This is a genomic window from Dawidia soli, from assembly GCF_018598185.1.
Taxonomy (GTDB): Bacteria; Bacteroidota; Bacteroidia; order Cytophagales; family Cyclobacteriaceae; genus Ohtaekwangia; species Ohtaekwangia soli.
Genome location: NZ_JAHESC010000031.1, coordinates 1 through 25,144, shown reverse-complemented (window position 1 = coordinate 25,144; position 25,144 = coordinate 1). Strand labels below are relative to the sequence as shown.

22 protein-coding genes are annotated in these 25,144 nt (G+C 55.2%); 16 read left to right on the top strand and 6 right to left on the bottom strand.

The genetic code is table 11. From position 1 onward, the window contains the following. The first annotated feature begins 74 nt into the window (after nt 1-74). The 6 genes from KK078_RS19685 to KK078_RS19660 all read left to right on the top strand — a co-directional run bounded on the left by KK078_RS19685 (nt 75) and on the right by KK078_RS19660 (nt 5,961). On the top strand, nt 75-1,169 hold the full coding sequence (locus tag KK078_RS19685) for a mechanosensitive ion channel family protein (protein ID WP_254092025.1): 1,095 nt from the start codon (nt 75-77) through the stop codon (nt 1,167-1,169). A gap of 179 nt (nt 1,170-1,348) precedes the next feature. After that, nucleotides 1,349-3,781 carry an ABC transporter permease gene (locus KK078_RS19680; RefSeq protein WP_254092024.1) on the top strand — a complete coding sequence of 811 codons (2,433 nt, stop codon included), beginning with the start codon at nt 1,349-1,351 and terminating at the stop codon, nt 3,779-3,781. Nucleotides 3,782-3,842: 61 nt separating this feature from the next. After that, complete coding sequence (locus KK078_RS19675; RefSeq protein ID WP_254092023.1) at nt 3,843-4,583, top strand: TVP38/TMEM64 family protein; 741 nt, start codon at nt 3,843-3,845, stop codon at nt 4,581-4,583. 164 nt (nt 4,584-4,747) lie between these two features. Further along, entirely contained in the window at nt 4,748-5,044 is a 297-nt protein-coding gene (locus KK078_RS19670; protein WP_254092022.1) for a hypothetical protein, read from the top strand. A 128-nt stretch (nt 5,045-5,172) separates the two neighbouring features. Then, on the top strand, nt 5,173-5,664 hold the full coding sequence (locus KK078_RS19665) for a VOC family protein (protein WP_254092021.1): 492 nt from the start codon (nt 5,173-5,175) through the stop codon (nt 5,662-5,664). Between the two features lie 63 nt (nt 5,665-5,727). Next, complete coding sequence (locus KK078_RS19660) at nt 5,728-5,961, top strand: hypothetical protein (RefSeq protein WP_254092020.1); 234 nt, start codon at nt 5,728-5,730, stop codon at nt 5,959-5,961. Between the two features lie 5 nt (nt 5,962-5,966). Here KK078_RS19660 and KK078_RS19655 read toward each other — a convergent pair whose 3' ends face one another. Next, on the bottom strand, nt 5,967-6,224 hold the full coding sequence (locus KK078_RS19655) for a hypothetical protein (RefSeq protein WP_254092019.1): 258 nt from the start codon (nt 6,222-6,224) through the stop codon (nt 5,967-5,969). 200 nt (nt 6,225-6,424) lie between these two features. Continuing rightward, nucleotides 6,425-8,035 (bottom strand): Na+/H+ antiporter, encoded by a 1,611-nt coding sequence (locus KK078_RS19650; RefSeq protein ID WP_254092018.1) that lies wholly within the window; start codon nt 8,033-8,035, stop codon nt 6,425-6,427. Between the two features lie 246 nt (nt 8,036-8,281). Between KK078_RS19650 and KK078_RS19645 the strand changes: the two genes are divergently transcribed. Then, nucleotides 8,282-8,821, top strand: coding sequence for a hypothetical protein (locus KK078_RS19645; RefSeq protein WP_254092017.1), 540 nt, complete (start codon nt 8,282-8,284; stop codon nt 8,819-8,821). Further along, nucleotides 8,802-9,323 carry a GNAT family N-acetyltransferase gene (locus KK078_RS19640; RefSeq protein ID WP_254092016.1) on the top strand — a complete coding sequence of 174 codons (522 nt, stop codon included), beginning with the start codon at nt 8,802-8,804 and terminating at the stop codon, nt 9,321-9,323. The genes KK078_RS19645 and KK078_RS19640 overlap by 20 nt, the downstream gene beginning before the upstream one ends. 648 nt (nt 9,324-9,971) lie before the next feature. Here the strand turns inward: KK078_RS19640 and KK078_RS19635 are convergent. Further along, the gene (locus KK078_RS19635; RefSeq protein ID WP_254092015.1) at nt 9,972-10,496 is read right to left on the bottom strand and encodes an RBBP9/YdeN family alpha/beta hydrolase; all 525 of its coding nucleotides are present in this window, start codon (nt 10,494-10,496) and stop codon (nt 9,972-9,974) included. A gap of 2 nt (nt 10,497-10,498) precedes the next feature. Beyond that, nucleotides 10,499-11,023, bottom strand: a complete 525-nt coding sequence (locus KK078_RS19630; RefSeq protein WP_254092014.1) for a DUF488 domain-containing protein — start codon at nt 11,021-11,023, stop codon at nt 10,499-10,501. A gap of 89 nt (nt 11,024-11,112) precedes the next feature. Between KK078_RS19630 and KK078_RS19625 the strand changes: the two genes are divergently transcribed. The 7 genes from KK078_RS19625 (at nt 11,113) to KK078_RS19595 (ending at nt 20,853) form a co-directional block, all read left to right on the top strand. Next, the gene (locus KK078_RS19625; protein ID WP_254092013.1) at nt 11,113-12,426 is read left to right on the top strand and encodes an SWIM zinc finger family protein; all 1,314 of its coding nucleotides are present in this window, start codon (nt 11,113-11,115) and stop codon (nt 12,424-12,426) included. Further along, nucleotides 12,423-13,919 (top strand): DUF5691 domain-containing protein, encoded by a 1,497-nt coding sequence (locus KK078_RS19620; protein ID WP_254092012.1) that lies wholly within the window; start codon nt 12,423-12,425, stop codon nt 13,917-13,919. Before KK078_RS19625 ends, KK078_RS19620 begins: the two co-directional genes overlap by 4 nt. Before the next feature lie 14 nt (nt 13,920-13,933). Beyond that, complete coding sequence (locus tag KK078_RS19615) at nt 13,934-15,016, top strand: ATP-binding protein (protein WP_254092011.1); 1,083 nt, start codon at nt 13,934-13,936, stop codon at nt 15,014-15,016. Beyond that, on the top strand, nt 15,013-17,286 hold the full coding sequence (locus KK078_RS19610) for a DUF5682 family protein (RefSeq protein ID WP_254092010.1): 2,274 nt from the start codon (nt 15,013-15,015) through the stop codon (nt 17,284-17,286). The genes KK078_RS19615 and KK078_RS19610 overlap by 4 nt, the downstream gene beginning before the upstream one ends. After that, nucleotides 17,286-18,437: a VWA domain-containing protein gene (locus KK078_RS19605; RefSeq protein ID WP_254092009.1), complete on the top strand. Its 1,152-nt coding sequence runs from the start codon at nt 17,286-17,288 to the stop codon at nt 18,435-18,437. The genes KK078_RS19610 and KK078_RS19605 overlap by 1 nt, the downstream gene beginning before the upstream one ends. 51 nt (nt 18,438-18,488) lie before the next feature. Continuing rightward, nucleotides 18,489-19,634: an MFS transporter gene (locus KK078_RS19600; protein ID WP_254092008.1), complete on the top strand. Its 1,146-nt coding sequence runs from the start codon at nt 18,489-18,491 to the stop codon at nt 19,632-19,634. 103 nt (nt 19,635-19,737) lie between these two features. Further along, nucleotides 19,738-20,853 carry a mechanosensitive ion channel family protein gene (locus KK078_RS19595; RefSeq protein ID WP_254092007.1) on the top strand — a complete coding sequence of 372 codons (1,116 nt, stop codon included), beginning with the start codon at nt 19,738-19,740 and terminating at the stop codon, nt 20,851-20,853. A gap of 6 nt (nt 20,854-20,859) precedes the next feature. Here the strand turns inward: KK078_RS19595 and KK078_RS19590 are convergent, their stop codons facing one another. Together KK078_RS19590 and KK078_RS19585 are read right to left on the bottom strand one after the other, a co-directional pair. Next, nucleotides 20,860-21,747, bottom strand: coding sequence for a cyclase family protein (locus tag KK078_RS19590; protein WP_254092006.1), 888 nt, complete (start codon nt 21,745-21,747; stop codon nt 20,860-20,862). Beyond that, nucleotides 21,732-23,471, bottom strand: coding sequence for a WCX domain-containing protein (locus KK078_RS19585; RefSeq protein ID WP_254092005.1), 1,740 nt, complete (start codon nt 23,469-23,471; stop codon nt 21,732-21,734). The genes KK078_RS19590 and KK078_RS19585 overlap by 16 nt, the downstream gene beginning before the upstream one ends. Nucleotides 23,472-23,638: 167 nt before the next feature. Here KK078_RS19585 and KK078_RS19580 point away from each other — a divergent pair, with 167 nt between their 5' ends. Beyond that, the gene (locus KK078_RS19580) at nt 23,639-25,042 is read left to right on the top strand and encodes an RtcB family protein (protein WP_254092004.1); all 1,404 of its coding nucleotides are present in this window, start codon (nt 23,639-23,641) and stop codon (nt 25,040-25,042) included. The last annotated feature ends 102 nt before the right edge of the window (nt 25,043-25,144 follow it).

Genomic DNA, 25,144 nt, shown 5'->3' with positions numbered 1-25,144 from the left:
TTCCCACCGCATGCGGACGGCGGGCACAATAATTATTTCCGATAGCAGGTAGTTTCAACGATAAGACTTCTATTATGAACGAGTTACTGGCACGCGAGTACTGGCACAACACCGTACAGGATTATCTCATTGCCCTGGCGATTATTATAGTCGGCACGCTGGCTGTACGCATCTTTAAAGGCACGTTGCTCCGCAGGCTGGAGAAGTGGGCGAACGCTACCAGAACGACCAACGATGACTTTATCATACGAAGTGTGGAACGCTTTGCGCTGCCGGCGTTGTATTATTTCATCATCTACTCGGGCATCAGTTACCTGGAGCTGACGCCGAAGGCCGATAATGTACTGCGCATTGCCACGGCCGTAGTTATTACGTTCTTTGTGTTACGGCTAATATCCTCCATCATTCTGCTGGTGCTTCAAAACCATATTCGCCGGCAGGAGAAAGGTGACGAGAAGATCAAGCAGCTGGGTGGCTTGATGGTGATCATTAATATTGTCGTCTGGATCCTGGGCGCGGTCTTTCTGATCGACAACCTGGGCTACAACGTGACGACGATCATCACCGGGCTCGGCATCGGCGGTATAGCCATCGCGCTGGCCGCTCAGAATATCCTGGGTGACCTGTTCAACTATTTTGTGATCTTTTTCGATCGGCCGTTTGAGGTAGGCGACTTTATTGTCGTAGACGACAAAATGGGTTCGGTAGAATATATAGGCTTGAAGACTACGCGCATTCGCAGTTTGAGCGGTGAGCAGCTGGTGATCGGCAACTCCAACCTCATGAACGCGCGCATTCATAATTTCAAAACACAAAACCTGAGACGGGTTGTGTTTAATATCAACATATCGTACGCCACGACGTTGGAGAAAGTAAAGGAGATCCCCGGCATCTTAAAGGCTATTGTAGAAGCGCAGGCCGACACACGGTTTGATCGTGCGCACTTTGCAACCTATAAAGACTGGAGCCTGAACTTTGAGATCGTATATTTTGTGCTCAGTTCTGATTTTAATAAGTACATGGACATTCAGCAGCAGATCAACCTGGCGATCTTTGAGCGTTTGCAGGCGTTGGGCGTAGACTTTGCGTTGCCGACGCAGCGGTTGATGATGAAAGCAGGGAGTGAAGAGGCGTTGAATCCGAATGAGGCGGAGGCTGATAAGCCCTGATGATGTGCGTCCTCTGTCGGACAAAAACATCCGGAAATGGACGGTGACAATATATATCGAATGTAAATTTAAGCGTCGGCGCCGGGTTTCAGCCTGTCAAACGAACCCCGGCCCGGACTTTTGGCCGATATTTATTATTTGGTAGCATAATTGCTTTTCCTGCGGCAAATTGCATTTCTATGATTCGTAACTACTTCAAGGTGATCTTCCGGAATATGTTTCGGAACAAGGCGTATTCGATCATCAACATCCTGGGTCTTTCCGCCGGTGTGGCGATGTATATTATCATTTTGCAGTATGTGCAATACGAAGAGAGCTATGACCGCTTTCACACCCATGCCCCGGACGTTTACCGTGTGGCCATGCACTTTGCCCGCCCGAATCAGGAGGAGTTTACCGATGCCGCCACTTATGTGCCCGCAGGAGCGGCGCTGAAGAACGATTTTCCGGAGGTGGAGGCGTATACGTTCATCACGCCGGAATACGGGCGCATCGTGTTTCAATTTGACGAGCGCATCTTTGAAGAGGAGAAAGTTTATTATGCCGACTCGACGTTTTTCGGGTTCTTTTCTGATTTTAAAGTCCTGGCAGGTGACCCGGCGACGATGCTCAAAGAGCCTGCCTCGGTTGTGCTGTCACGCCGGGCGGCGGAGAAATACTTCGGGCCCATGGACACCTGGAAGGAGAGCCCGCTAAACAAGACCATTCGCGTTAACGGTAAGGATGCCATGCGTATAACGGGTATCATGGAGAATATGCCGGGCAACTCGCACTTCAAACCCAACGTACTTATTTCATACGCCGAGTTTACGGCCGGCAGAGACCTCACCCATAACTGGGGCTGGAACGACTTCTATACCTATATCCGTCTGGCGACAGGTACCGACTACCGTACGCTGCAAGCGAAGCTCGACGATGCCTATGTCGCGAAATATATGGGCAAAGATTCGCACAAAAGTTTTGTGCTGCAACCCCTGATGGATATTCACCTGGGCTCGCATGTGGGTTTTGAGTTGGAGCCTGCCGGCGATGCGCGTGCCGTGCAGTTCCTGGGGATCATCTCGATCATGATCCTGGTCATTGCCTGGGTGAACTATATCAATCTTTCCACCGCCCGGGGCGAGAGCCGCGGCAAGGAAGTTGGCGTGCGCAAGGTGAACGGCGCCAGCCGGCGTGAGATCATCGGACAGTTCCTGCTGGAATCTTTTTGCATGAACCTGGTCGCCATTATGCTGGCCATGGTGATCGTGCAGGCATCCGTTCCGTTGATCGGTTCGATGTTGGAAAAGGATCTGCACTTTACGCTGTTGGGGGACAGGGGTTTTCTGGGTTCGTTACTGACGTTGTATGTACTGGGCAGCTTGGTGGCGGGGATATATCCTGCGTTTGCGTTGTCGTCGTTTCAGCCGCTGCGTGTGCTCAAGGCTTCGGCCACCAGCGTGGCGCGCGGCAAGTCGCGGTTGCGCCAGGCGCTGGTCGTGTTTCAATTTGTGATGTCGGCCGGTCTTATTACCGGTACCATCATCGTTGTAAATCAGTTGGAGTTTATGCGCACCGCGGAGCTCGGCTTTTCGTTCAACAATACGCTGATCATCAATAGCCCCAGCACGATCGACAACGACTCGATATTTTTTAGCCGCTATCAGAGCTTTAAGCAACAGGTGTTGAAATACCCGGCGGTACAGCATGTGACATTGTCTTCCGCAGTGCCGGGCAAGTCGTATAACGATCTGGACAACATGGCCAGCATTCGCATCCTGGGGCGAAGCGATCAGAACCTTGCCTTGTTGACGTATCGTGTGGACGAAGACTTCACCGATGTGTTCGGCATGAAGCTGTTGACGGGACGTAAATTTCCGCCCGCGGAACCGGGCCGGGACAGCCTGGTGTACCTGAATGAGAAAGCGGTTGCGCTCTTTGGATTTGCATCGCCGGAAGCTGCGGTGGGCCGGAAGATAGACTTCCAGGGCCGGACAGTAGAAGTGCTGGGCGTCATAGAGAACTACCACCACAAGTCGCTGCGAAATGATTTTGAACCGATGATGATACGCAATACACCGGCGTATCCGCTGTATATCTCGCTGCGGCTGGCACCGGGCACAACAGCTTCGATGCAAGATATTATCGCCCATGTACGGCAGCAATGGCAGCAGACGTATGCCGACAACCCTTTCAACTATTCGTTCCTCGACACGCACGTAGCCGATCAATATAAAGAGGACCTGCGGTTTGGCCGCGTGTTCACCACGTTTGCCTTCTTCTCGATCGCCATTTCATGCCTGGGCCTGCTGGGGCTGGTGTCGTATACCGTTACGGTGCGCATGAAAGAAGTGGGTGTACGCAAAGTGCTGGGCGCGACCGTATCGAGCATCTTCCTGCTCTTCTCGCGGGATTATGCCCGCTTGTTGGTGGCGGCCAACGTCATCGGTATACCCCTGGCGTATTATGTGCTTACGCTGTGGCTGGAAGATTTCGCCTATCGCGCTACGTTGGTGTGGTGGATGTTCCTGGTACCGGTGGTAGTGGTGGGTCTTCTGGCACTGGCGGCTGTCGGGAGTCAAATCCTGAAAGCGGCTCATATGAACCCCGTCCACACCTTGCGTCAGGAGTAACTCAAATGGCATGGTTTTTTTAACGGGAAATCTTATTCACCGTTAATGAAACACAGGCCGTATGGAAGATCCGTGTGCGGATGATAAAAATCCCAAAAAAGAAGAAAGGAAGTCGAGCAACGTTTTATTATTCGTTGCGCTCGGCATTCTGGCCGTGCTCGTAGCATGTTATTTTATTTCCCCGGGTTTCCAGGCGGGGATCAATGAAGCGTTTGAGGTTGTTACAAGCGAGGACGACGAACGGATCAAGCTGTGGGTGCAGCAATTTGGTTTTTGGGGCCCGGTGGTACTGATCGTAGCGATGATGTTGCAGATGTTTATGTTCGTGGTTCCGAACCTGCTGTTGTTTATGATCGCGATCATCTGTTACGGACCCATATGGGGAGGGTTGATTTCGCTGGCCGGCGTGTTCGCGTCTTCTTCGTTAGGATATTTTATCGGCCGCAGGCTTGGCCCACGCGCCATCGATCGCTTCGTTTCGCAGAAGGCTCAGGACAAGATCTGTATATTCATTGAGCGGTATGGCGTCAAAGCCATCGCCATCACCCGGTTGTCTTCTTTTTCCAACGATGCCCTTAGTTTTGTCGCCGGCATCCTGGAAATGAGCTATAGAAAATATATACTCGCTACCCTGGGCGGTATTACGCCGCTGATCACGCTCATGGCAATCTACGGGAACAATGGAAAAATAGAAAAGGCATTGATCTGGATCGCCGCCATCTCGTTGGTCCTGCTGGCCGGGTATATTTACCTGGACCGTCACAAACGCCGCGAAGCCTATGCGAAGTATGCGGATCGTTGACAGGTGATACCTGTGTTATAACGCAAGGTCTGTGCGAAAATATATCTGCTTTCGGTTTCGGGTTCGATCGGGAATGCGTATATTCATTGCACGCTCGACGTCGAACGCCCGTGCAGAAGCACGGCATACTTTTTTATGTCCTTGTTAGCAAAAAGCGCACGATCATGGAAAATCTGAAATTCAACCTCGACAGCGTGGAGATATCGTACGGCGACAATGCCCTGACATCGATCATCCAGATCGACGAACGTATTTCCGACATCACTACCTACCTGCGTACGCACAACGACTTTAACGACTTTGAAAAGACCGAGATCATCGACCGGCTCAACAAGCTCATTGAGCTGAACCAGAAGATCCAGCAGGAGCTGGAAGCGCAGGTACAGAAGATCAACGACATAAAGCCCATGCTGGCGCATGAACCGATGAACGAGCCGCTGCGGATGGCGTCCGTTCGGTAAGACCGTTGGATAGTCAAAAAAAGGCCTGAATGTAGAAGGAGCCCACGACCTGCTACAAAACGAAAGAGCCCTTCCCGAAAGAGAAGGGCTCTCGTGTTATATTTACAGGTGTATTACCCCCGGCATCCATGGACAGCGCTTACACCATTCCCGCCCAGACCCGCATCGGCCACGTGCACCTCAAGGTTTCCGACCTCGACCGCGCGCTCGACTTCTATTGCAACCTGCTCGGTTTTGAGCTGATCACCACCTACGGCACGCAGGCTGCCTTTATTTCGGCAGGCGGGTATCACCACCACATCGGCCTGAACACCTGGTATAGCGCCGGCGCGCCACCTGCCCCGGCCCGCGGCGTAGGGCTTTTTCACACGGCTATTTTGTACCCCACCCGCAAGGACCTGGCCGCGATCTGCTATCGCCTCACAGAAGCCCGCTATCCCTTTACCGGCGCCTCCGACCATGGGGTCTCGGAAGCCCTGTATTTAAACGACCCGGACAACAATGGCGTGGAACTATACTGGGACCGCCCCCGGGAGCAATGGCCGCTGAAGCCCGACGGCACGATTGAGATGTATACACGCCCGCTGGACGTGCAAAGCTTGTTGCGTGAACTGGCGTAGCGCGGTGGTTGTTTACAAAACGGCACCATTTTTTAAACCGATACAAGAAAAACCATTGAAACGATGAGCCAGGCATTTGTACGCGAGAACGACGACCTGTGGCTGCACGACGTAGCCCCGACAGTAAACGCACTGATCGTCTTCCTGACACAGGAAAACGGCGGCATCCGTGTAAACGAAATAAAGACCTTTACCGACCCCTCCGGAAAAGAGGTACACACCATGAGCAACGGCCTTTCGTACGCCAAAGACGACCGTGGCCGTTGGGAAGTGGTGGTGGAAAACCCTACGCCCTGACGCCCTTAATGCATCAGCTTGAACTCTCCCGTGTGGATGTTCTGGTCGGTGTTGACGGGCTTGACCTGGAAGGTCCACCGCCGCAAGGATGTGTCGGTGGCGTTCCGCTGCTTGTTTGACAGTGTGCCGGTCACTTCCCAGGTGTCACCTTCCTTGTCGATCAGCATCATTCCCAGGGCGGGCTCTACATGCTTATCCAACAGTAGCTCCGCCATGTCGCCCATGGGGGTAAGCTCCGTTTCGATGACAGTTACAGTGATCATGGTAAAAAGCGTTGATACTGCTGTAAAATAGTAAAAAACCGGGCCTTTTGGTACGAAATGCAAAAGAGACCCTATGTAGGGTATAAGGGAAGTATAAGTATGGTATGGCTTTGATACGGGTAATCCATAGCTGTGCTACGGCGATGACCCGGCTAAGCCCTGGCTAAACCGGGCAATTGACGCAGACCTGGCAAGGGCCGTTAATGCGTATAATGATTTAACTTTGCCTCTTCCAGATCCAGCTGGGCCTCCTGCTTTCGCACCACCTCGTGGTCGTATAATTTCTCCCGCCGGATCGCAGCCAGCTCTTTGCGTTGCGCTTCCACCAATTCCTGCAGAATATGTGTATACTCCTGGATCTCGCGTTTCTCCGGGTCGTGGTGAGTCAGGGTGTCGAGGCGTTGGCGGGTGAGGTTAAGGTCGCTTTCCAGCTGTTGTTTGATGTTTTCGATCAGCTCGTTTTCTTCCACCTCCGTGGCGTGTTTCTGGTCCAGCCAGTGTAACGACACTTTCGTCAGCCGCAACCGGATGGCGGCTTCCTGCTCTTCCTCGGGTATAACCTTGTCGATCTCTTTGATCTTCAGCAGGCGCAGTACCAGCGGCAGCGTGAGGCCCTGGATAACCAGGGTGATGAGAATAACCACGAACGTAATAAAGAGGATCAGGTTCCGTTGCGGAAAGGCCTCGCCGCCTTCCAGCGTCAGCGGGATAGCCAGCGCAGAGGCCAGCGACACCACGCCGCGCATACCGGCCCAGCCAACGACAAAGACCGTTTTAAGGCCCGGGGCCGGCTCGCGCTCGCGGATCCGTTTATTGAACAAGCGGGGTAGATAAAAGATGGGATAGACCCACACCAGGCGAAGCACAATGGTAATGACGCTGATAATGACCGCGTAGGTGATCGCCTCCGACACCGAGTAGCCGCCCATCTCGCCCATGATCACCGGCAATTGCAGGCCGATCAGAATAAAAACGATGCCGTTCAACAGGAACACCAGCGTAGACCACACACTCGTAGACTGCATGCGCGAGCGGTAGTTGAGGAAGTCGTGCGAGCGGAACGAAAGGAACAGCCCGCCGCTGACGACGGCCATAACCCCCGAGAAATGAAATTTCTCCGCGCCGATGTACATGATGTAGGGCGTCATGAGCGTAAGCGCCGTGTCCACGCTGGCGGTCGTGGGCATATAGAGATGGATGAAGTATACCACGTGCGCAATGGCCAGGCCAACGACCACACCCATGCCGGCGACGATAAAGAAATCGCCGATGGCGTCGTTGAGCACAAATTGTCCGGAGGTGATCGCCGCGAGGGCAAACCGGAACACGATGAGGGATGATGCATCGTTCACCAGGCTTTCGCCCTCCAGGATGGTGACGACGCGTCGCGGCACGGGCAGGCCCTTGAGTACCGAGGTCGCGGCGACCGCATCGGGCGGTGAGATGATGCCGCCCAGCAGGAAGCCGAGCGCCAGCGTAAAGCCGGGGATCATGTTGCTGGAGACAAAGGCGACGAGACACGAGGTGAGGATCACCAGACCGAAGGCCAGCTGGCTGATGGGGCGCCGCCATTTCCAGAAGTCATGCCACGATGTATACCATGCCGCTTCGTACAACAATGGCGGCAGAAAGATGAGGAAGATCAACTCGGGGTTGAGTGTGATGTGGGGTGTGCCGGGGATGAGGCTGATGAGCAGTCCGCCGACAACCAGGAATATAGGATACGACACCCGTAGCTTCTGGCTTAACAGCGAAAGAATGGAGACTGCAAACAGCAGCGACAGGATCAGCAGCAGGTTATGATGAATCATGTGGCGCAAGTTAAAAAAATGAAGCCTACGCGGGCAACCCATGCAGACCAGCGGCCCCTCCGTGGTGTGATGCGGACGTATCCAAATTGCCTGACCACCACGGGAAAGGGGAGGTTGTCGTGTGGAATTAAAATGGCATTAAAATTTGTAAGACAGCCGGACGAAACACAAAAGCCAAAATAAAACAACTGTTCGTCAACTTGTGCGGCTGTTCTGCGTATATTGAAGGAATATTGTTTTGTCACTATGTTTCCATTTTATGCGGTCATATCAAAGAGGCCGTGGCTTACGTTCGCTGCACTGTTTATCGGGTTTACAATCCTCTTCTTCTTTGTGGATCGCAGCGAGTCGTCGACGGCAGAGCATATCGGTAAGTCGATTCTCATGGGTATGATGCTGGCCGGCTGGATGAAGTTGTCATTTTCTACTAAGATGCGACGTGATCTATCGCTTTTCGGACCTGTACTGGAAGAAGGTGAAAAGATCGTACGATCGGCAGAAGCCGGATACATCATCGGTAAAAGGCCGATACAGGGCAACCTGGTCCTGACGGATCGGAGATTGATCTTCCGTCACCCCAGCGAAAAGTACTGGCTACGTCCGCGACAGGTGGAGGCAGACTGGAACGAAATAACCCACGTACAATTATCGGTGCTGCACAGTAAATATCGCACGGGTGTTACCGTGAAAGTCAAGGGGCGTGAGCACATCTTTACCGTGTCGTTGGCCGATCGCTGGGTAACCGACATTCGAAACGTTGTTACACATGGTCATCCTGCAAACTGATCGCCTGACACTTTCCACGCTATCGACAGAAGACGCTCCGTTTATCCTGGAGCTGTTGAATACACCCAACTGGCTGCGATACATCGGCGACCGGGGCGTATTTACACTTCAGGGGGCCGAAGACTATATTCAACAAGGCCCCCATAAGAGCTATGCCCGATTCGGCTTTGGATTGTGGCGCGTAGCACGCACGGAAGACAACCTGTCGCTGGGCGTTTGCGGCTTGCTGAAACGCGACACACTCGACCACCCCGACATTGGTTTTGCCTTTTTGCCCGAGCATGAAGGACAAGGCCTGGCGTTTGAATCATCGCATGCTGTGTTGGCATACGCCGCAGCGGCGCTGCGGCTCAAGCGCATCATTGCCATTACGACAGAAGAAAACCGCCGCTCGTTGAACTTACTGGCCCGGTTGGGATTAAACTTTGAGAAAATGATCACATTGCCCGGACAGCAGCAAGAGTTTGTGTTGTTCGGAAAAGAGCTGTTGGCAGGAGAATAAATGTATACTTCGACACTTGTGTCAGCAAAAACGAGAATACCATACCATATCCTACAGAAAGTAAAAACCTCGGGGGAGGCTTTTACTTTCGTCCGGTATACCGGAGCTGATACCTGATAGGGTCGGTTAGGAACTTACAGGTGAAGTGTACCCGGCTGCCGGGCACACGTAGGTGAGGGTTAATTTTTTTTACTTTACTTCATTGGCAGGGGGGTAGTCCAACCTTTACATGCTGGAGTATGCATGCCTCAACTTAAAAGCATGAGGTGCTTACAAAACTTAGATACTTATTAGAGCCCATCTAATAAAGTCAGCGATTAACCAGGTTCCGGGCTACAATAACTTTCGCAAAATTTGCGGACATCGACCGGAACAGAAGCACATAGCAGAGGAGGCAGGATCTTGTTAGAACACAATCAATCCGTAAGGCACAAATCGATTAAAGACATACCAACTCAGACTACGTAAAAAGACAAAGCCCATCTATCCAGCCACACGTTTATAGGGTATGACGGATCGATGGGCTCTTGGCATCGAATGTAGAGAGGTCCCTGAGATTTTGCAAACTTTACCTCTATTAATTTTTCATATCTATAGTAAGTATATATGTGATTCGTGTACTGTATGTTTAACAGTTTTACAACGCGACTACAACATTTCGACCAGCTTCAGTCCTGCTTCCCACGGGCCAAATCCGGCTGCGACATTGATGTGGCCCGCATCGCCGATGTTTATCAGGGTGCTCCCCCAATTCCTGGCGAACAACTCCGCACGGGGCAGCGTTACCCAGGGGTCGTTTGTGCTGGTGACCATAATGGTTTTAAAATCGATACGCGCTACCGGCATTTTGTCGAACCCTTTTATCGGAAAAGTATACAGCGGAGATTCCATGTCGCTGGGTGCGACCAACAATGCGCCGCGCACGCGTTTACCGTAATGTCCGGCCCAATGCGCGATGGTCGAGCAGCCCAGGCTGTGGCCGATCAGCACGACGGTAGAAAGATCATAGCCGTGCAGCGCCTGATCGATCGTGGCAATCCAATCGGCGCAGACGGGCGCTTCCCACTCCTGCTGCTCGATGCGGTGGGCATGCGGGAGTGTTTTTTCAAAGTGCGTTTGCCAATGTTCGGGACCGGAGTTGCCCAGGCCGGGGATGATGAAATAATGCGTCATATTCAGTTTCCAAAAAGATCGGTTGGTTGTCGCCCCTTGCGCAGCGCGTGCATGACGGCGGCATGCGCTTGCAGGCCGCCGTGCTCGTCGATGTGCATCACGTCGATGCCTTCTGTCACCAGCGTTTCGCCGATGAGCCGTGTGCGGTGACATTCCGAAGGCTTGCTTTCCGCGCACATAATAGCCAGGGCCAGGTCTTTGTCGTATGCTGTATGCAGGCGCACGATGCCCTGCCGGTAAAAATCTTTTGTCGCGACAAGCGTGTAGTCTATTTTACCGTCGGTATAGCAGGAGGGATCGGCGGGGTGGCCGCCGAGCGCATCGCCCAGGTACACGTAGGCAATACCGCGCGTCGCCAACGATGCGGCGAGGACTTCACGATTAAACTGTGGATTGTAGCGGGAGTATGGACGTGAGCGTACGTCGGCCAGGTACCGGATGGAATATGCTTCCAGCAGGTCGAGCAAAACCCCGATGGGCCGGTTGCCATGACCGACGGTATAAAGCGGTTTCTTTGGCGCTGCCATACAACACAAAGCCCGAAGATAAATTAAATTCCAGGAACGGCTTGCATCTGCCTGCCCGGTTCCATTCATTTAAGGATCATTTTGCAGCAATGAATTTTTCGGAGGAACAGGTTCTCGCGATGGCCCCGGACGACTCGTCCAAAAGATCAGGAAAGGAACTGGCAAACGCATCGAAGTGGGGCCTCATGGCCCACAGCGCGCGGGCCTTGTGGGGCGAGTGCCAGGGCAGCGGCAAACTGCCGTATCAAACACAGGTCGACCTGGTGGCCGTGGCGTTTAAATGCACCTGCCCCAGCCGCAAGTTTCCCTGCAAGCACGGCCTGGGCCTCATGCTCCTCTACGCACGCGATAAAAAGCACTTTGTCGAAACGCCCGAGCCCGCCTGGGTAACCGACTGGCTAGACAAACGGTCGGCGCGCGAAGAAAAAAAATCCGAGAAGGCAGAGAAGGCCACCAAGGCCGATCCGGAAGCGCAAGCCAAACGGCAGGCAACGCGGCTCCGGCGTGTGGAAGAGGGCATGGCCGATCTGAAACGTTGGATCAAAGACATTGTCCGCAATGGCTTGCACGCCTTGTCGGACCGCGAGGCGAATTACTTCGAGACAACGGCGCGGCGCATGGTGGACGCACAGGCACCCGGGCTGGCCGCGATGGTGCGGCAGCTTGGAGAGATCAACCGGTTTCAAGAGGGCTGGCAGGGTGTGTTTCTCGAGCAGCTGATCCGTATTTATCTGGTCATAGAAGGATTTAGCCGTCTCGACCAACTGCCGGAGGATCTCCAAACGGAACTTCGTACGTGGGTAGGCTTTGCCCAGAGCCAGGAGGAAGTAAAAGCCGGCCCCAACGTGCGCGATACCTGGATGGTGTTGTCGCGGCGCGCCGAGCAGGAAGATAACCTCACCGTCGAGCGCACGTGGTTGTACGGCACAACCACACAGCAATACGCCCTGATCTTACAGTTCGCGGTGCGCAACGCATCGCCCGAGCTTACGCTCATACCCGGCACATACATCGATGCGGCGTTATGTTATTTTCCCGGGGCCACGCCGCGGCGGGCGCTGGTGCTCCAGCAGTTTGGCGTAGCCCCGCCGGGCGCTATAAACGGATTGAAGAGCTGGCACCAGGTGGCCGATACACTGGCCGCCGTGCAAAGGGTCAATCCGTTGGTAGGAGCAAGTCCGGTGATCATCGACGGCGTGATACCAGTGCGCGACGGGAGCAACCGCTGGTTGTTAAAAGATGCCGAAGGCCACGGCGTGGTATTGCAAGGTGATACTGACCGGGCCTGGAAGCTGATGGCCATCAGTGGCGGCGCTCCGCTCCGGCTCTTTGCCGTTGGCCGCGCGCAGGCATTCGAGCCCCTGGGTGTATGGATTGACGAACATTACGTGGCATGGGCATGAAGCATTGGGAAACGATACAGCAACACGCGATGCTGGGAACAGCACGCGCACCCTTTACGATCGCAGACCTGCCGGCGGCCATTGCCGGCGAGCTGGCGTGGACACCCCTGGATGCCGAAGAAGACTTTCTGCGGCTGGCCAGTGTTGCCTGGCAGTATGGACAAACGGGTGGGCTGCCGCCCGCGGTATCGGCGGTAAACTCGGCGGCCGTGCCGGAAGAAAAGCCGTACTGCCCCCTACAGGCAACGGGCGACCTGCAGTCGCTGGTGGAGGATGAGTTATATACCCTGGTACGCGTATGGCTGCAATACTGCCAGGCCGCCGGCCAGTTGGCGCGACCGGAGATTCTGCCGGCGTTATTGGACATGGCCGTTCGTCGTCCGGAGCTTCGCCCGATGATCATGGCCGTTGCCGGCAACCGCGGCCGGTGGCTGATGCGCCTCAATCCTGCCTGGCGTATAGACCCACCGGCAGAAGACGACGACACGGTGTGGCAGACCGGTAAACCGGAAGCCCGGCGTGCGCTGCTGGCCGGGATGCGTCAAACAGATGCGGCTCGCGCCCTCGTGCTGCTGCAAAGCACGTGGGCCACCGAGAGTGTGGCCGACAAGGTTGCTTTCCTGAACATCCTGCAAACACACGCCGCTGAAGCCGACCTGCCGTGGATAGAAAGTTTACAAGAAAAAGGGCAAAAGGTAACGGCCGCGATCACGAACCTTTTAAAGCATATACCCGGATCGAAGATCGTTGCCGCGTACCAGGATGTGCTTCGCCAGGCTTTTGCCTTGCGCACGGGCAAAGCGTTGTTGGGCATGTTGAACAAAACCTCGGTAGCGGTAGAGGAGGCCGTGGCGGTGCCGGCCGGGATCTTTACCACCGGCATTGAAAAGCTGAGCAGTGATAAACGCGTGACCGATCAGCAATATATACTCATTCAACTGGCCATGGCGGTGCCGCCGGCATTCTGGCAAACGCACCTGCAGCAAGCCGACGCCCGGGCCGTTATTACACTCCTGCAAAAAGAACAACACACGGCCCTCTATTTGCCGGCGCTGGCAGATGCGGCGGCCACCTTCCGCGACCTCGTCTGGGTACGGGCACTGCTCGATCATGGCGACGAGGCCCTGCTCGACTCCGCCATCGTGTTATTGCTAAGGGCTTTGCCCGTAGCGGAGCGCATGACCTATGCCGCCCGCTTCCTGAAGCAACAGCCGCAGGGCATTATCGCGCTGCTGCTGGAGCAGGATGAGCCCTGGGATCTCGCGCTGGCCAAAAACATCATAGCCTATACCGCCTCGGAGGTATACACCTATAACCGCACATTTTACCGCCAGGCAGTGCACAACATTCCGGTAGCGCTGCTGTCGTATATCGATACGTTCACGCCGGCAGAGGAAGCTAAAAAACCATACTGGCGCACACACGCCGACGAGCTGTACCGGCTCATATCCTGGAAAGAACAATTACAACGATCATTCTCGCAGACAAATTAATCACGACCGATACCATGAGCACCATCCTTCGCCAACATGCCGAGCAGCTGTTTGCCGCCGAGCTGGAAGAACTTAAAAAGAACGATACCGACAAGCGCCCGCCAAACTGGCAACTGTCGCCACAGGCCGTCGTTACGTACCTGCTGGGCGGCAAGCTGAAAAATGGCTTTGAAGTATCGCCGAAGTATATCGGCAATCGCCGGCTGATCGAGATCGCGGTGGCCACGCTGACGACCGACCGCGCATTGTTGTTGTACGGTCTGCCGGGTACGGCCAAGTCGTGGGTGTCGGAGCACCTGGCGGCGGCCATCTCGGGTGACTCGACCATGATCATCCAGGGTACCGCCGGTACGAGCGAAGAGGCGATCCGGTATGGATGGAACTATGCCCGCCTGCTGGCCGAAGGCCCGTCGGCCAATGCTCTGGTTGAGACACCCGTGATGAAAGGTATGAAAGCGGGCAAGATCGTGCGGCTGGAAGAGCTGACACGCATCGGCTCTGACGTGCAGGATACGCTCATTACCATCCTGTCGGAAAAGACACTGCCGGTGCCCGAGCTGAGTACGGAAGTGCAAGCCGTAAAAGGCTTTAACCTGATCGCGACCGCTAACAATCGCGACAAAGGTGTAAACGAACTATCAGGCGCCCTGAAGCGCCGGTTTAATACTGTCATTCTGCCCTTGCCCGATAGCATGGAGGAGGAGATCGACATTGTACGCCGTCGTGTGCAGAGCTTTGAGAAGGTCATGGAGCTGCCCGCCGAGCCACCGGCTGTGGCGGAGATCAAACGCATTGTGACCATCTTTCGCGAACTGCGTGCGGGGGTAACGTTGGATGGAAAGACCAAGCTGAAAGTGCCGTCGGGTACGCTCAGCACGGCAGAGGCCATCTCGGTCGTGAACAGCGGCATGGCCATGGCCGCGTACTTTGGCGACGGTGCCCTGAAAGCGCCTGACCTCGCCGCCGGCATTATCGGGGCCGTTGTGAAAGACCCCGTACAGGATAAGATCGTATGGCAGGAGTACCTCGAGACCGTGGTCAAGCCACGGGACGAGTGGAAAGATATTTACCGCGCGTGCCGCGACCTGGGCATATGAGCATACACATCCTGGGTATACGGCACCATGGGCCCGGCTCGGCGCGGAATGTAAAGACATTCCTGGAACAGTTGCAGCCGGACGTGGTCCTGGTAGAAGGCCCACCCGAGGGCGACGACCTGCTGCGGTGGTCACAACACAGCGAGCTCAAGCCGCCCGTGGCCATCCTGGCATTCCGACCCGACAAGCCGGCGCAGGCGGTGTTTTACCCGTTTGCTGAATTCTCGCCCGAATGGCAGGCGATCCAATACGGCGCCACGCAGCGCGTACCTGTTCGGTTTATGGACTTGCCGCTGGTATACCGGTTTGCGTTCGGGTCGGAACAAGCGCCACCGGCAGAGGGCCTGGAATCGACCGCAACGCCTCCCGTGGAGGAGGACGTCGCGGCGCTTGACGATCACCGCGACCCGCTGCGTCACCTGGCGGAAGCCGCCGGGTTCGACGACGGCGAACGCTGGTGGGACCAGATGTTCGAGCAACGCGTCAACAACGACGATATATTTGAGGCTGTAAACGAAGCCATGCGTTCCCTGCGGCAGACGCTGCCGGCGCGCGAGGACCGTACGGAAAAGCTGCGCGAAGCCTATATGCGCAAGGTGATCCGGCAGTCGGAGAAAGAGGGATATCAAAAGATCGCGGTGATCTGTGGTGCCTGGCACGCGCCGGCGCTCGAGACCATGCCCAAGCAAAAGGACGACGAGGCCTTGTTGAAAGGACTGCCGAAGGTAAAGGTCGAAACGACCTGGATACCGTGGACCTACAACCGCTTGTCGTTTGCCAGTGGCTATGGCGCGGGCATCCTGTCGCCGGGATGGTATCACCACGTATGGAACTTCCCGAACGACGACGGCACGCAATGGATGACCAACGTGGCGCGCCTGTTTCGAAGCCGCGATATCGATACCTCCGTGGCACACATCATCGAGGCGGTACGCCTGGCCGAGTCGTTGGCTTCGCTGCGCGGCCGAAGCAAGGCGGGACTGGACGAGCTGAACGAAGCGGCCCTGGCGGTGTTGTGTGGCGGCGAGCCGATTTTGCTGGAGCTGATCCGCGAGGCGCTGATCGTGAGTGATACGATCGGTACGGTACCCCCGGCCATTCCCCAGCCACCGCTCTTGCAGGATGTGGAAAAAACACAGAAGCGATTGCGCCTGCCGGCAGAGGCCGGTATAAAAGAGATAGTACTCGACCTGCGCGAATCGCTGCACCTGGAACGGAGTATATTCTTACACCGGCTGTTGCTGCTGGAGATCACCTGGGGCCACCTGCAACAGGTGCGCAGCAAAGGCACCTTTAAAGAGCAATGGCAGCTGAAGTGGGAACCGGAGTACTCCATTCGCATCATCGAAAAAGGCAACTGGGGTAATACCCTCGAAGAAGCGGTCACGCAGTACGTTGCAAACGAGGCGGGCGGGGCGGCCACACTCGGCGTGGTGAGCGGCCTGTTGGAAAAAGTTATACCCGCTGCGCTACCCCGCGCTACCGAGGCACTGATCGCACGCATCGACGGCCTGGCGGCAGCGACAGGGGATGTGCTGCAGCTGTTGGAGGTGCTGCCCCCGCTAGCCACGGCATCGCGCTATGGCAACGTGCGCCAGACCGACCAGGAGATGCTGCTCGGCATCATTCAATCCATGGTTGCCCGCGTATGCGTAAGCTTGCCGCCGGCGTGTGTATCGATCGATGACGATGCCGCGGCCACCATCACGGTACATTTGCACCAGTTGAGTGATACGATCGCCCTGCTGGATATACCCGAGCAACGACAAGCCTGGCACGAGACCTTACAACAGATAGCCGATCACAACCAGACGGCACCGCTGCTGTCGGGCTATAGCACGCGACTGCTGGCAGATGCGCACGAGATCGACAGCAACGAACTGGAGGCACGTTTTGCGCGGGCGCTCTCCCGCGCCGGCAATCCGGCGGTGGCAGCGTCGTGGATCGAAGGATTTCTCAAAGGCAGTGGGTCACTGCTTATCCTCGATCAACGTTTGTGGAGTCTGGTCAACCAGTGGGTGCGCGACCTGCAGGAGCCGGACTTCGTAGCATTGCTACCCTTGATGCGACGTACGTTCTCGCAGTTCTCACATGCCGAGCGGCGGAAGATCGGCGAAAAGGCACGACAGGAAGACAGCGGCGCAGCGCCGGCCGAAGCGTTGGATACTGCCGCGCTGGATCCCGCGCGGGCGCAGTTGGGATTGCCCGTCGTACTTCAGTTATTAGGCATGCAGCGCGCAGGAGCAGATGAACCAGCTTTATTACCGTGATGGAAGAGAACGAAAAAACAACAGCACACCTGGAACGGTGGCGCATGGTGCTCGGGGCAAATGAGAACGACGGCACCGGCGTGACGCTGACGGGTATAAACTTGCAGATCGATAGTACCCTGGAGGCACTCTACGATGCAGAGAAGCAAGGTGGTCTCGGACCGTCGTCGCCTAACATCAGCCGCTGGCTTGGTGACATTCGTACCTATTTTCCCAACACCGTGGTGCGCGTGATGCAGCAGGATGCTTTCAAGCGCCTTAACCTTACCTCCATGCTGTTGGAAAAGGAGATGTTGGAGAATGTCGAACCGGATGTGCACTTGGTGGCGACACTGATGTCGCTAAGCCGTGTTATTCCGGCAAAGACCAAAGATACCGCGCGACAAGTGGTACGTCAGGTCGTGGAGGCACTGATGAAGAAACTGCTACAGCCGACGCAGCAGGCGATCACCGGAAGCCTGAACCGGGCCGCGCGCAACCGGCGGCCTCGCCACAACGAAATCAACTGGCACAGCACGATTCTCAAAAACCTGAAACACTATCAGCCGGCCTATAAAACCATCATTCCCGAAGAGCGCATTGGCTATGGCAAGCGGCGGCGTTCGTTGAAGGATGTTGTCTTGTGTCTGGATCAAAGCGGGTCGATGGGCACCTCGGTCATCTACTCCGGTATATTTGGCGCCGTCATGGCATCTATACCGGCGATTCAAACACGCATGGTGGTGTTTGATACCAACGTGGTCGATCTTTCCGATGAGTTGCAGGATCCCGTCGAGCTGTTATTTGGTGTACAGCTGGGCGGGGGCACAGACATCAACCGCGCGCTGACATATTGCCAGCAGATCATTCAGCGACCGGCCGATACGGTATTGGTGTTGATTACAGATTTGTACGAAGGCGGAGATGCAGCTGACATGCGCAAGCGTGCTCGCGGATTGGTGGAAGCGGGCGTACAAGTGATTGTGCTGCTGGCGCTAAACGACGAAGGAGCTCCTTCCTACGATCATGGTAACGCCGCCTATATGGCAACACTCGGCATCCCGGTGTTTGCTTGCACCCCCGACAAATTTCCCGACATGATGGCCGCGGCGTTGAGCAAGCAGGACATCGCGCTCTGGGCCGCGAAAGAAGAATTGGTTACAAAACACTAAGCGATTGGATATTATACTCGAACGCCGGATATTTGCGGCGGAATGATGAGTATGGAGGCAAAGGATAAGAATCGGGTTTTTCTAAGCATTTTCTTTTTTCTATCGGGCATTTGTTTTTCGACCTGGGCGTCGCGTATTCCGACAATCAAGAATAACTTTCACTATAATGAAGCCGAGCTGGGTACGATCCTGATCTTTATGCCCATCAGCTCGCTCATCGGCCTGCCTATTTCCGGCTGGCTGGTATCACGGTATGACAGCCGCATTCCATTGGCCGCAGGATTTGTCATGCTATCGGTTGCGCTCGCGTGTATCGGCTGGGCAACTACCAGCGTCGCGCTGGTAGCATCGATCTGCCTCTTTGCGTTCAGCTTGCGCATGCTCAATATTTCGGCCAATACACAGGCCCTCGGACTGCAACAACTCTTTCAACGCAAGATCAACGGCTCTTTCCACGGCTTGTGGAGCACCGGCGGCATTGTCGGTATTTGTATCACGACGACGTGTTTGGCCCGGGAAGTATCCATCGGCAAACAGTTGTCGTACGTGGCTGTACTGGCGTTGCTGGTGACGGCCTTTTCGTATCGCTTCCTCATCCGGAATGATCGCTCCACGTCGGGCAATCGTCTTGTGCTGAGCAAGCCCGACCCCTACATCATGTACCTCGGCCTCATGGTCTTCTTTGCATCCGTGTGCGAAGGCGGTATGTTCGATTGGAGTGGTATATATTTCAAAGAAGTTGTACACGAAGAAATTTTCACCCTGGGTTATCTCAGCTTTATGATCTGCATGGCCTTGTCGCGCTTTGCTTCTGACCGAATTGTGGAGGCAATCGGCATGACCCGTACGTATATCATGAGCGCTTCCGTCGTCGTGGTAGGCATTACCTTGGCCATCGCATTTCCGATGTTCTGGCCATCCTTGATCGGCTTCTGTCTGGTAGGCCTCGGCACAGCCGCCGTTATTCCCCTGACCTACACGCTGGCATCCGGATCGCGCAAATATTCTCCCGGCATGGCAATCTCGATCATCACCACCTACGGCATCGCCGGTGTATTTATCGGCCCGCCACTGATTGGCTACATCGCCCACGCATTTAACCTACGCGTATCCTTCGTCGCATTCGGCCTTGCCGGTTTCATGCTGATACCGATCTCGCAACGGTTTTTCCGCTATCAGCGGTCGCTCGACGCATAACGCAACCTGAAGCATAGTTTTTTCTTTTCCAAAAGGCGGTAATGCCGTACCTTCGGCGTGTTGTCCCGGCATTCTTTTTTAGGCTTAAACCTTTTGCATAAAAATGAGTTCTCTCGTCATGCTGGATATTACCACGCTCTTTTCCAATTTTAAACACGATGTTTACAACCTGCTGATACTCTTCGGCACAGTGGTCGGAGTCTTTCTGGGAAGCTACCTGTTGTTCAAGCTGGTGTCGGTGTTGGTAAAGCGTATCTCGGGATCGTCATACGCGCTCATCCACAAACGCCTCAGCGTTCCGTTTCGATTGCTGATCACCGTCATCGGCCTGATCGTGGCGCAACAGTTCATGTACTTTCACAACATCAGCAACTACTACGTCAGCAAGATCACCTATCTGTTGCTGATCGCTGCATTGGCCGGATTGCTGATCAAGATCACGGAATTCGTTCGTGACGCGCTCTACGAGCGGTTTGATATACAAACGGCCAACAACCTGAACGAACGCAAGATCCGGACGCAGATCGATTTCCTGCAGAAGATCGGCACCGTGTTCATCGTGCTCATTGCACTGGCCGTGATGCTCATGAGCTTCGCACGCGTGCGCGAGCTCGGCACGAGCCTGATCGCCTCGGCGGGTATCGCCAGCGTGATCATCGGCTTTGCAGCGCAGAAGTCGATCGCCAACCTGCTGGCGGGTTTGCAGATCGCCTTTACACAGCCCATCCGCCTGGACGATGTCGTGATCGTGGAAGGCGAGTGGGGACGCGTCGAAGAGATCACCCTTACCTATGTCGTACTGCGCATCTGGGATGCGCGCCGCCTGATCGTGCCGATCTCTTACTTTCTCGAGAAGCCGTTTCAGAACTGGACCCGCACATCGTCGGACCTGCTGGGCACCGTGTTTCTGTCTGTAGATTATACCTTGCCGGTAGACGCCGTGCGCCTGGAACTAGCAAAGATCCTGGCACAGGAAGACGCCCGGGTGTTGTGGGACGGCCGCACCGCCGTCGTACAAGTGACCGATGCAACCGAAACAACGATGCAGCTCCGCATCCTGGTAAGCGCAGCCACCTCCGGCAATGCCTTTGACCTGCGTTGCATCGTGCGCGAGCGCATGATCGCGTTTATTACGCAGCATTATCCGGATGCCTTGCCAAAACGGCGGGTAGACGAGAGCACGGCAAACCAGGCTGCCCTGAAAAGCTCGCTGGTATAATACACCTCAGCGTACCTTGGCCATGGCCCGTACGGGAAAGGTACCCACGCCTTTGAACCTCGGCGGCACGGCGCTGAAAGTAAAGCCTTCGTGTGGTAAAAGGTGCAGGTTGCAAAGGTGCTCGACAATGAGGATGTCGGCGCCCAGCAACGTGGTGTGTACCGGGCGGTCGTTGCCGGCGGTGTTATCGATGTTGTGTGAATCGATACCCACCAGGGCCACGTTGCAGTCGCGCAGGTAAGCAGCCGCCTCGGGGGTAACATAGGGATGGTGCTCGTAATACTTTTCCGTATTCCAATGTTCGGCCCAGCCGGTGTGGATCAATACTGCGCGGCGACGGATCTCGTGGTGGCGTACGTGGTCGAGCGTGACCGCCAGTGTTTCGCTATGGGGAACGGAAATAACAATGCCGTCCAGGTCGGTAAAACTTTCCAGCGTGATCTCCGACAGATCTTTACCATGTTCGAAGCGGTGGAACGGGCAGTCCAGGTATGTACCGGTATTCGCGACCATGTCGATCCTGGCGATCTGGAATTCCGTGCCCGGAGCATAACGCTCCCGCGACTCCGCGCGGCTGAGGTAGTCGCAGATCACGGGAGCGGGCAATCCTTTATACGTTACCAACCCATGCTCGATGGTGTGGCTCAGGTCGATAAGCAACGGCCCGCGCGTAGCAGCGTCAATGGCTTTGCGTTTGTGCGGCTCCGTCAGGATCTGTTTGTTGAGGATCTTTGTTTCGCCCACCATCAGCAGCCGCATGTCGGCTACTATATAGTCGGCCAGGGCCTGATCGCTGATGTCGTCCCCAGCAATATCCAGGCGAAACCCTTCTCCTTTTATACCACCGCCGTTGGTAAAGAAGATCTCAAAGTCGAATGCTACGCGTTTTTCCATAGGTCATATTTCTCAGCCCACGTGAGCCCGTTAGGCAATGTCATGCTGTTGAATTCCAGGTGTATAACGCGCCGGTGTCTGCCTTGCGTGGCTTTTGACGACGCGTGGAGCAGCAAGGGGCGCATAACGTGCACGCCGCCTGCCGGTATGTCACAATGCTGAGGCACACTGTTCTGCGTCAGGAATTTGATCTCATCATCCGAGAGCTTCTTGTGATGTGAGCCGGGTAATATCTGTAACGCACCGTTTGTCTCGTCGGTGTCGTCGAGGTGGATGCGCAGCGTGACGGTATCTTTTAATATCTCTTCCGGTGGGTTTACGCCGTGTACATCGTTCTTGCGTGTCCAGCCCGTAAAGCCTTCCGTTGTGATCTTATCCGTGACGTTGATCGTCGTGTCCTGGTGCCAGGTAACATACCAGTTGGCCTCGGGCGACTTGTCAAAGAAGATCGCTTTGGTCAGGAACAGGTCCGGATTGATCTTTTTTACTACCTCCAGCAGGTTAGGCGTAAAGAGCATGGGTTTGAGCGCCGGGATCTCCTTCAACACGTGCCGGATGGCATAGCTGTCGGTGCTGGTACCGGCTGCTTTCAGGTACAGGTAGATCGTGTTCCGGATTTTGTCGACTTCTTTCCTGCGATATATATGGTGCAAGGTGGTCGAACCGCGGTGAATGAATCGTTGCAGATTGTTTTGAAGCGATTTTGTATTGAACTCGTAGATATAGGAATCCAGTGCATTGGTCAGGATGTCGCGGATGCGCCGCTTCAGACGTGCGGGTTCCAATACCTGCACCCGGTCACCGTATCCCAGGAGCTCCCGTTCCAGCTCGAAATTGGGTTGGACCTGGAGTGATACCAGCGGCTCGCCGGTGGGCGATTCGATGATCTCCTGCGAGTGGTGGAGCGGCTTGGTTTGAACGTAGGGGAACGTCTGCCGGTCAAACTTGAGCACCACCCGTTCCGTCGGCACACCGGGGCTTACGCTGACGCCGATCACATGGCGGAAATGCTCATGCAGGTTGAAGCTGCCGGACGACACGTACGTTACTTTGCAATCTTCGATCGCGATGATCCGGTCCAGTGCCAGGTTCAACAAAGGTTCGCTTTTCTTCCGCACGCCCAGCACAAACCAACGGTTGCGGTACTCTTTCAGATAATACGCATGGAAAGGAAAGACCGAAGCTTCGCGCGCCTTAAAAGATTGGTACGTCAGCGTGACGGCACATTTGTTAATGATCGCCTGGTAGAGCGTGTCGATGTGCTCCAGACCTTTCAGGTTGTCATTCTTTTCAAAGTCAATGACCGGGGCCTGATTGGTTTTGGCGGAACGGATCTTGTTTTCCAACCGCTGCACCATACCCCCCAGGTCGTTAAAATGGCTGAAGCCTTTAAACTGACGCAGGATGTCCACCGCCTCGGTCAGGCGACCCAGGTCCTCGTCCGTCAGGGGACTGTTGGTGATGGAATATTCCGGGTCTTCGTAGGTATAATATTTCTTCTCGGAGACAATAATGGGTGCGTTGTAACCCAGCTTGTCGCTGCGCATCAGCTGGATGTCCATTTGCACCGTGCGCCGGCTTACGCCTTTGTCAATTCCTTCGTATTCGTAGAGAGCTTCCGAGCAGGCGTCGACCAGGTCCTCCAGCGTCCAGCGACGGTACCGGTTGCGCAGGCAGGTGTCGATCGTGCGAAACCGGATCAAGGCATTGCGATTAACAGGCATAGTGACCTCTAAATTTTTAACTAAAGAAAGAGAAATTTTCACTACGCAAAAAGGCTGCGCAGGGGTCCCTCAGCTTTGCATCATCAAACGGGTTTTCAGGCAGAAGGTTTACAAACACACCTTTGCCGGGAGATTGCGATATTTGTCATACATAAACAAGCACTACGATGAGCTTAACAGGAAACGATTTGAAAGGCGCGGGATTTGAAGAAGGAAAAGCACTGGGCCTTGCCCTGCAGGCGATGGAAAAGAACTTCAGCGCCTTGTCCGCAGCAGATCAGCTTTCACTTTTGAAACAAGTAGTAGCCGATCCTGCGGCCTACCAGCAAGATGAATACCTCGGCGCCGTGGCGAACCAGCTGCTGCAGCCGGCGGATCCCATCATTTCCCTGGAAGCGCCAAAGGCTTATACGGTCTACGGTGCGGAAGGTATCGAACAGGGCGCCATGGGTCAGATGCAAACCGCGATGCAGCTGCCGGTAACGGTAGGCGGAGCGTTGATGCCGGACGCGCATCAGGGGTACGGCCTGCCCATCGGTGGCGTGCTGGCGACACACAATGCCGTCATTCCGTATGGCGTGGGCGTGGATATCGGATGCCGTATGTGCATGACGCTGTATACCATGCCCACCTCCTTGCTACAGCAAAAGACAGACGCTTTTAAAAAGATGCTCGTAGATAACACCCGGTTCGGCCTGGCAACGTTCAAAAAGCCGCAAGACGATGCCATCTTCGAACGAAAGGAGTTTCAGGACCTGAATATACTGCGTGGACTGAAAGACCGGGCGTGGCAGCAGATAGGCTCTTCCGGCGGCGGTAATCACTTTGTCGAGTTCGGGGTAGTAGAGATCACAAACGCCATTCATGAGCTGAACGTGCCCGTGGGTCAATACCTGGCCGTGTTGTCACACTCCGGTTCGCGCGGCCTGGGCGCCAACATTGCGCGGCATTATACCGACGTGGCGATGAACCTCTGCAAGCTGCCGGCCGAGGCAAAACACCTGGCATGGCTCGGCCTCGATACCGAAGCGGGCCAGGAATACTGGCTGGCTATGAACCTGGCCGGTGACTATGCTTCGGCGTGTCACCACCAGATCCACGACCGCCTGGCGGTAGCGTTGGGTGAGAAGCCTCTCGCGATGATCGAGAACCACCATAACTTCGCGTGGAAGGAAAAAGACGCCCAGGGCCGCGAGATCATTGTGCACCGCAAAGGCGCTACACCAGCCGGCAAAGGGGTACTCGGAATTATACCGGGGTCCATGGCATCGCCGGGCTTCATCGTGCGGGGCAAGGGCCTGGCGGCTTCCATCAGCTCGGCGTCGCATGGAGCAGGTCGTTTGATGTCGCGAACAAAGGCCAAAGCGAGCATCTCGCCGGCGGCCGTAAAAGCCATGTTGCAACGTGAAGGAGTGGAGCTGATCGGCTCGGGTCTGGATGAAGCGCCGATGGCGTATAAAAATATACACCAGGTAATGGAGTATCAGAAAGACCTGGTCGATACCCTCGGAACATTCATGCCGCGTATCGTGCGGATGTGCGGCGATGAGCGGTTCCAGGAAGTAGATTAGAAGAAAAAGGCAGGTGGATCACCTGCCTTTTTTATTCACGTTCGGGTAAATACCCCGCGGCTTGCCGCGTACGAAGAAAATAGTAAATTCCGGGCGTGAGCC

Excerpts from the sequence above, each read along its gene's own strand:
- KK078_RS19590 (WP_254092006.1), bottom strand. The coding sequence starts at position 21,747 with ATGGAAAAACGCGTAGCATTCGACTTTGAGATCTTCTTTACCAACGGC.
- KK078_RS19670 (WP_254092022.1), top strand. The coding sequence starts at position 4,748 with ATGGAAAATCTGAAATTCAACCTCGACAGCGTGGAGATATCGTACGGC.
- KK078_RS19685 (WP_254092025.1), top strand. The coding sequence starts at position 75 with ATGAACGAGTTACTGGCACGCGAGTACTGGCACAACACCGTACAGGAT.
- KK078_RS19585 (WP_254092005.1), bottom strand. The coding sequence starts at position 23,471 with ATGCCTGTTAATCGCAATGCCTTGATCCGGTTTCGCACGATCGACACC.
- KK078_RS19620 (WP_254092012.1), top strand. The coding sequence starts at position 12,423 with ATGAAGCATTGGGAAACGATACAGCAACACGCGATGCTGGGAACAGCA.
- KK078_RS19650 (WP_254092018.1), bottom strand. The coding sequence starts at position 8,035 with ATGATTCATCATAACCTGCTGCTGATCCTGTCGCTGCTGTTTGCAGTC.
- KK078_RS19635 (WP_254092015.1), bottom strand. The coding sequence starts at position 10,496 with ATGACGCATTATTTCATCATCCCCGGCCTGGGCAACTCCGGTCCCGAA.
- KK078_RS19645 (WP_254092017.1), top strand. The coding sequence starts at position 8,282 with ATGTTTCCATTTTATGCGGTCATATCAAAGAGGCCGTGGCTTACGTTC.
- KK078_RS19610 (WP_254092010.1), top strand. The coding sequence starts at position 15,013 with ATGAGCATACACATCCTGGGTATACGGCACCATGGGCCCGGCTCGGCG.
- KK078_RS19630 (WP_254092014.1), bottom strand. The coding sequence starts at position 11,023 with ATGGCAGCGCCAAAGAAACCGCTTTATACCGTCGGTCATGGCAACCGG.
- KK078_RS19625 (WP_254092013.1), top strand. The coding sequence starts at position 11,113 with ATGAATTTTTCGGAGGAACAGGTTCTCGCGATGGCCCCGGACGACTCG.
- KK078_RS19605 (WP_254092009.1), top strand. The coding sequence starts at position 17,286 with ATGGAAGAGAACGAAAAAACAACAGCACACCTGGAACGGTGGCGCATG.
- KK078_RS19600 (WP_254092008.1), top strand. The coding sequence starts at position 18,489 with ATGGAGGCAAAGGATAAGAATCGGGTTTTTCTAAGCATTTTCTTTTTT.
- KK078_RS19680 (WP_254092024.1), top strand. The coding sequence starts at position 1,349 with ATGATTCGTAACTACTTCAAGGTGATCTTCCGGAATATGTTTCGGAAC.
- KK078_RS19640 (WP_254092016.1), top strand. The coding sequence starts at position 8,802 with ATGGTCATCCTGCAAACTGATCGCCTGACACTTTCCACGCTATCGACA.
- KK078_RS19595 (WP_254092007.1), top strand. The coding sequence starts at position 19,738 with ATGAGTTCTCTCGTCATGCTGGATATTACCACGCTCTTTTCCAATTTT.
- KK078_RS19615 (WP_254092011.1), top strand. The coding sequence starts at position 13,934 with ATGAGCACCATCCTTCGCCAACATGCCGAGCAGCTGTTTGCCGCCGAG.
- KK078_RS19660 (WP_254092020.1), top strand. The coding sequence starts at position 5,728 with ATGAGCCAGGCATTTGTACGCGAGAACGACGACCTGTGGCTGCACGAC.
- KK078_RS19675 (WP_254092023.1), top strand. The coding sequence starts at position 3,843 with ATGGAAGATCCGTGTGCGGATGATAAAAATCCCAAAAAAGAAGAAAGG.
- KK078_RS19580 (WP_254092004.1), top strand. The coding sequence starts at position 23,639 with ATGAGCTTAACAGGAAACGATTTGAAAGGCGCGGGATTTGAAGAAGGA.
- KK078_RS19655 (WP_254092019.1), bottom strand. The coding sequence starts at position 6,224 with ATGATCACTGTAACTGTCATCGAAACGGAGCTTACCCCCATGGGCGAC.
- KK078_RS19665 (WP_254092021.1), top strand. The coding sequence starts at position 5,173 with ATGGACAGCGCTTACACCATTCCCGCCCAGACCCGCATCGGCCACGTG.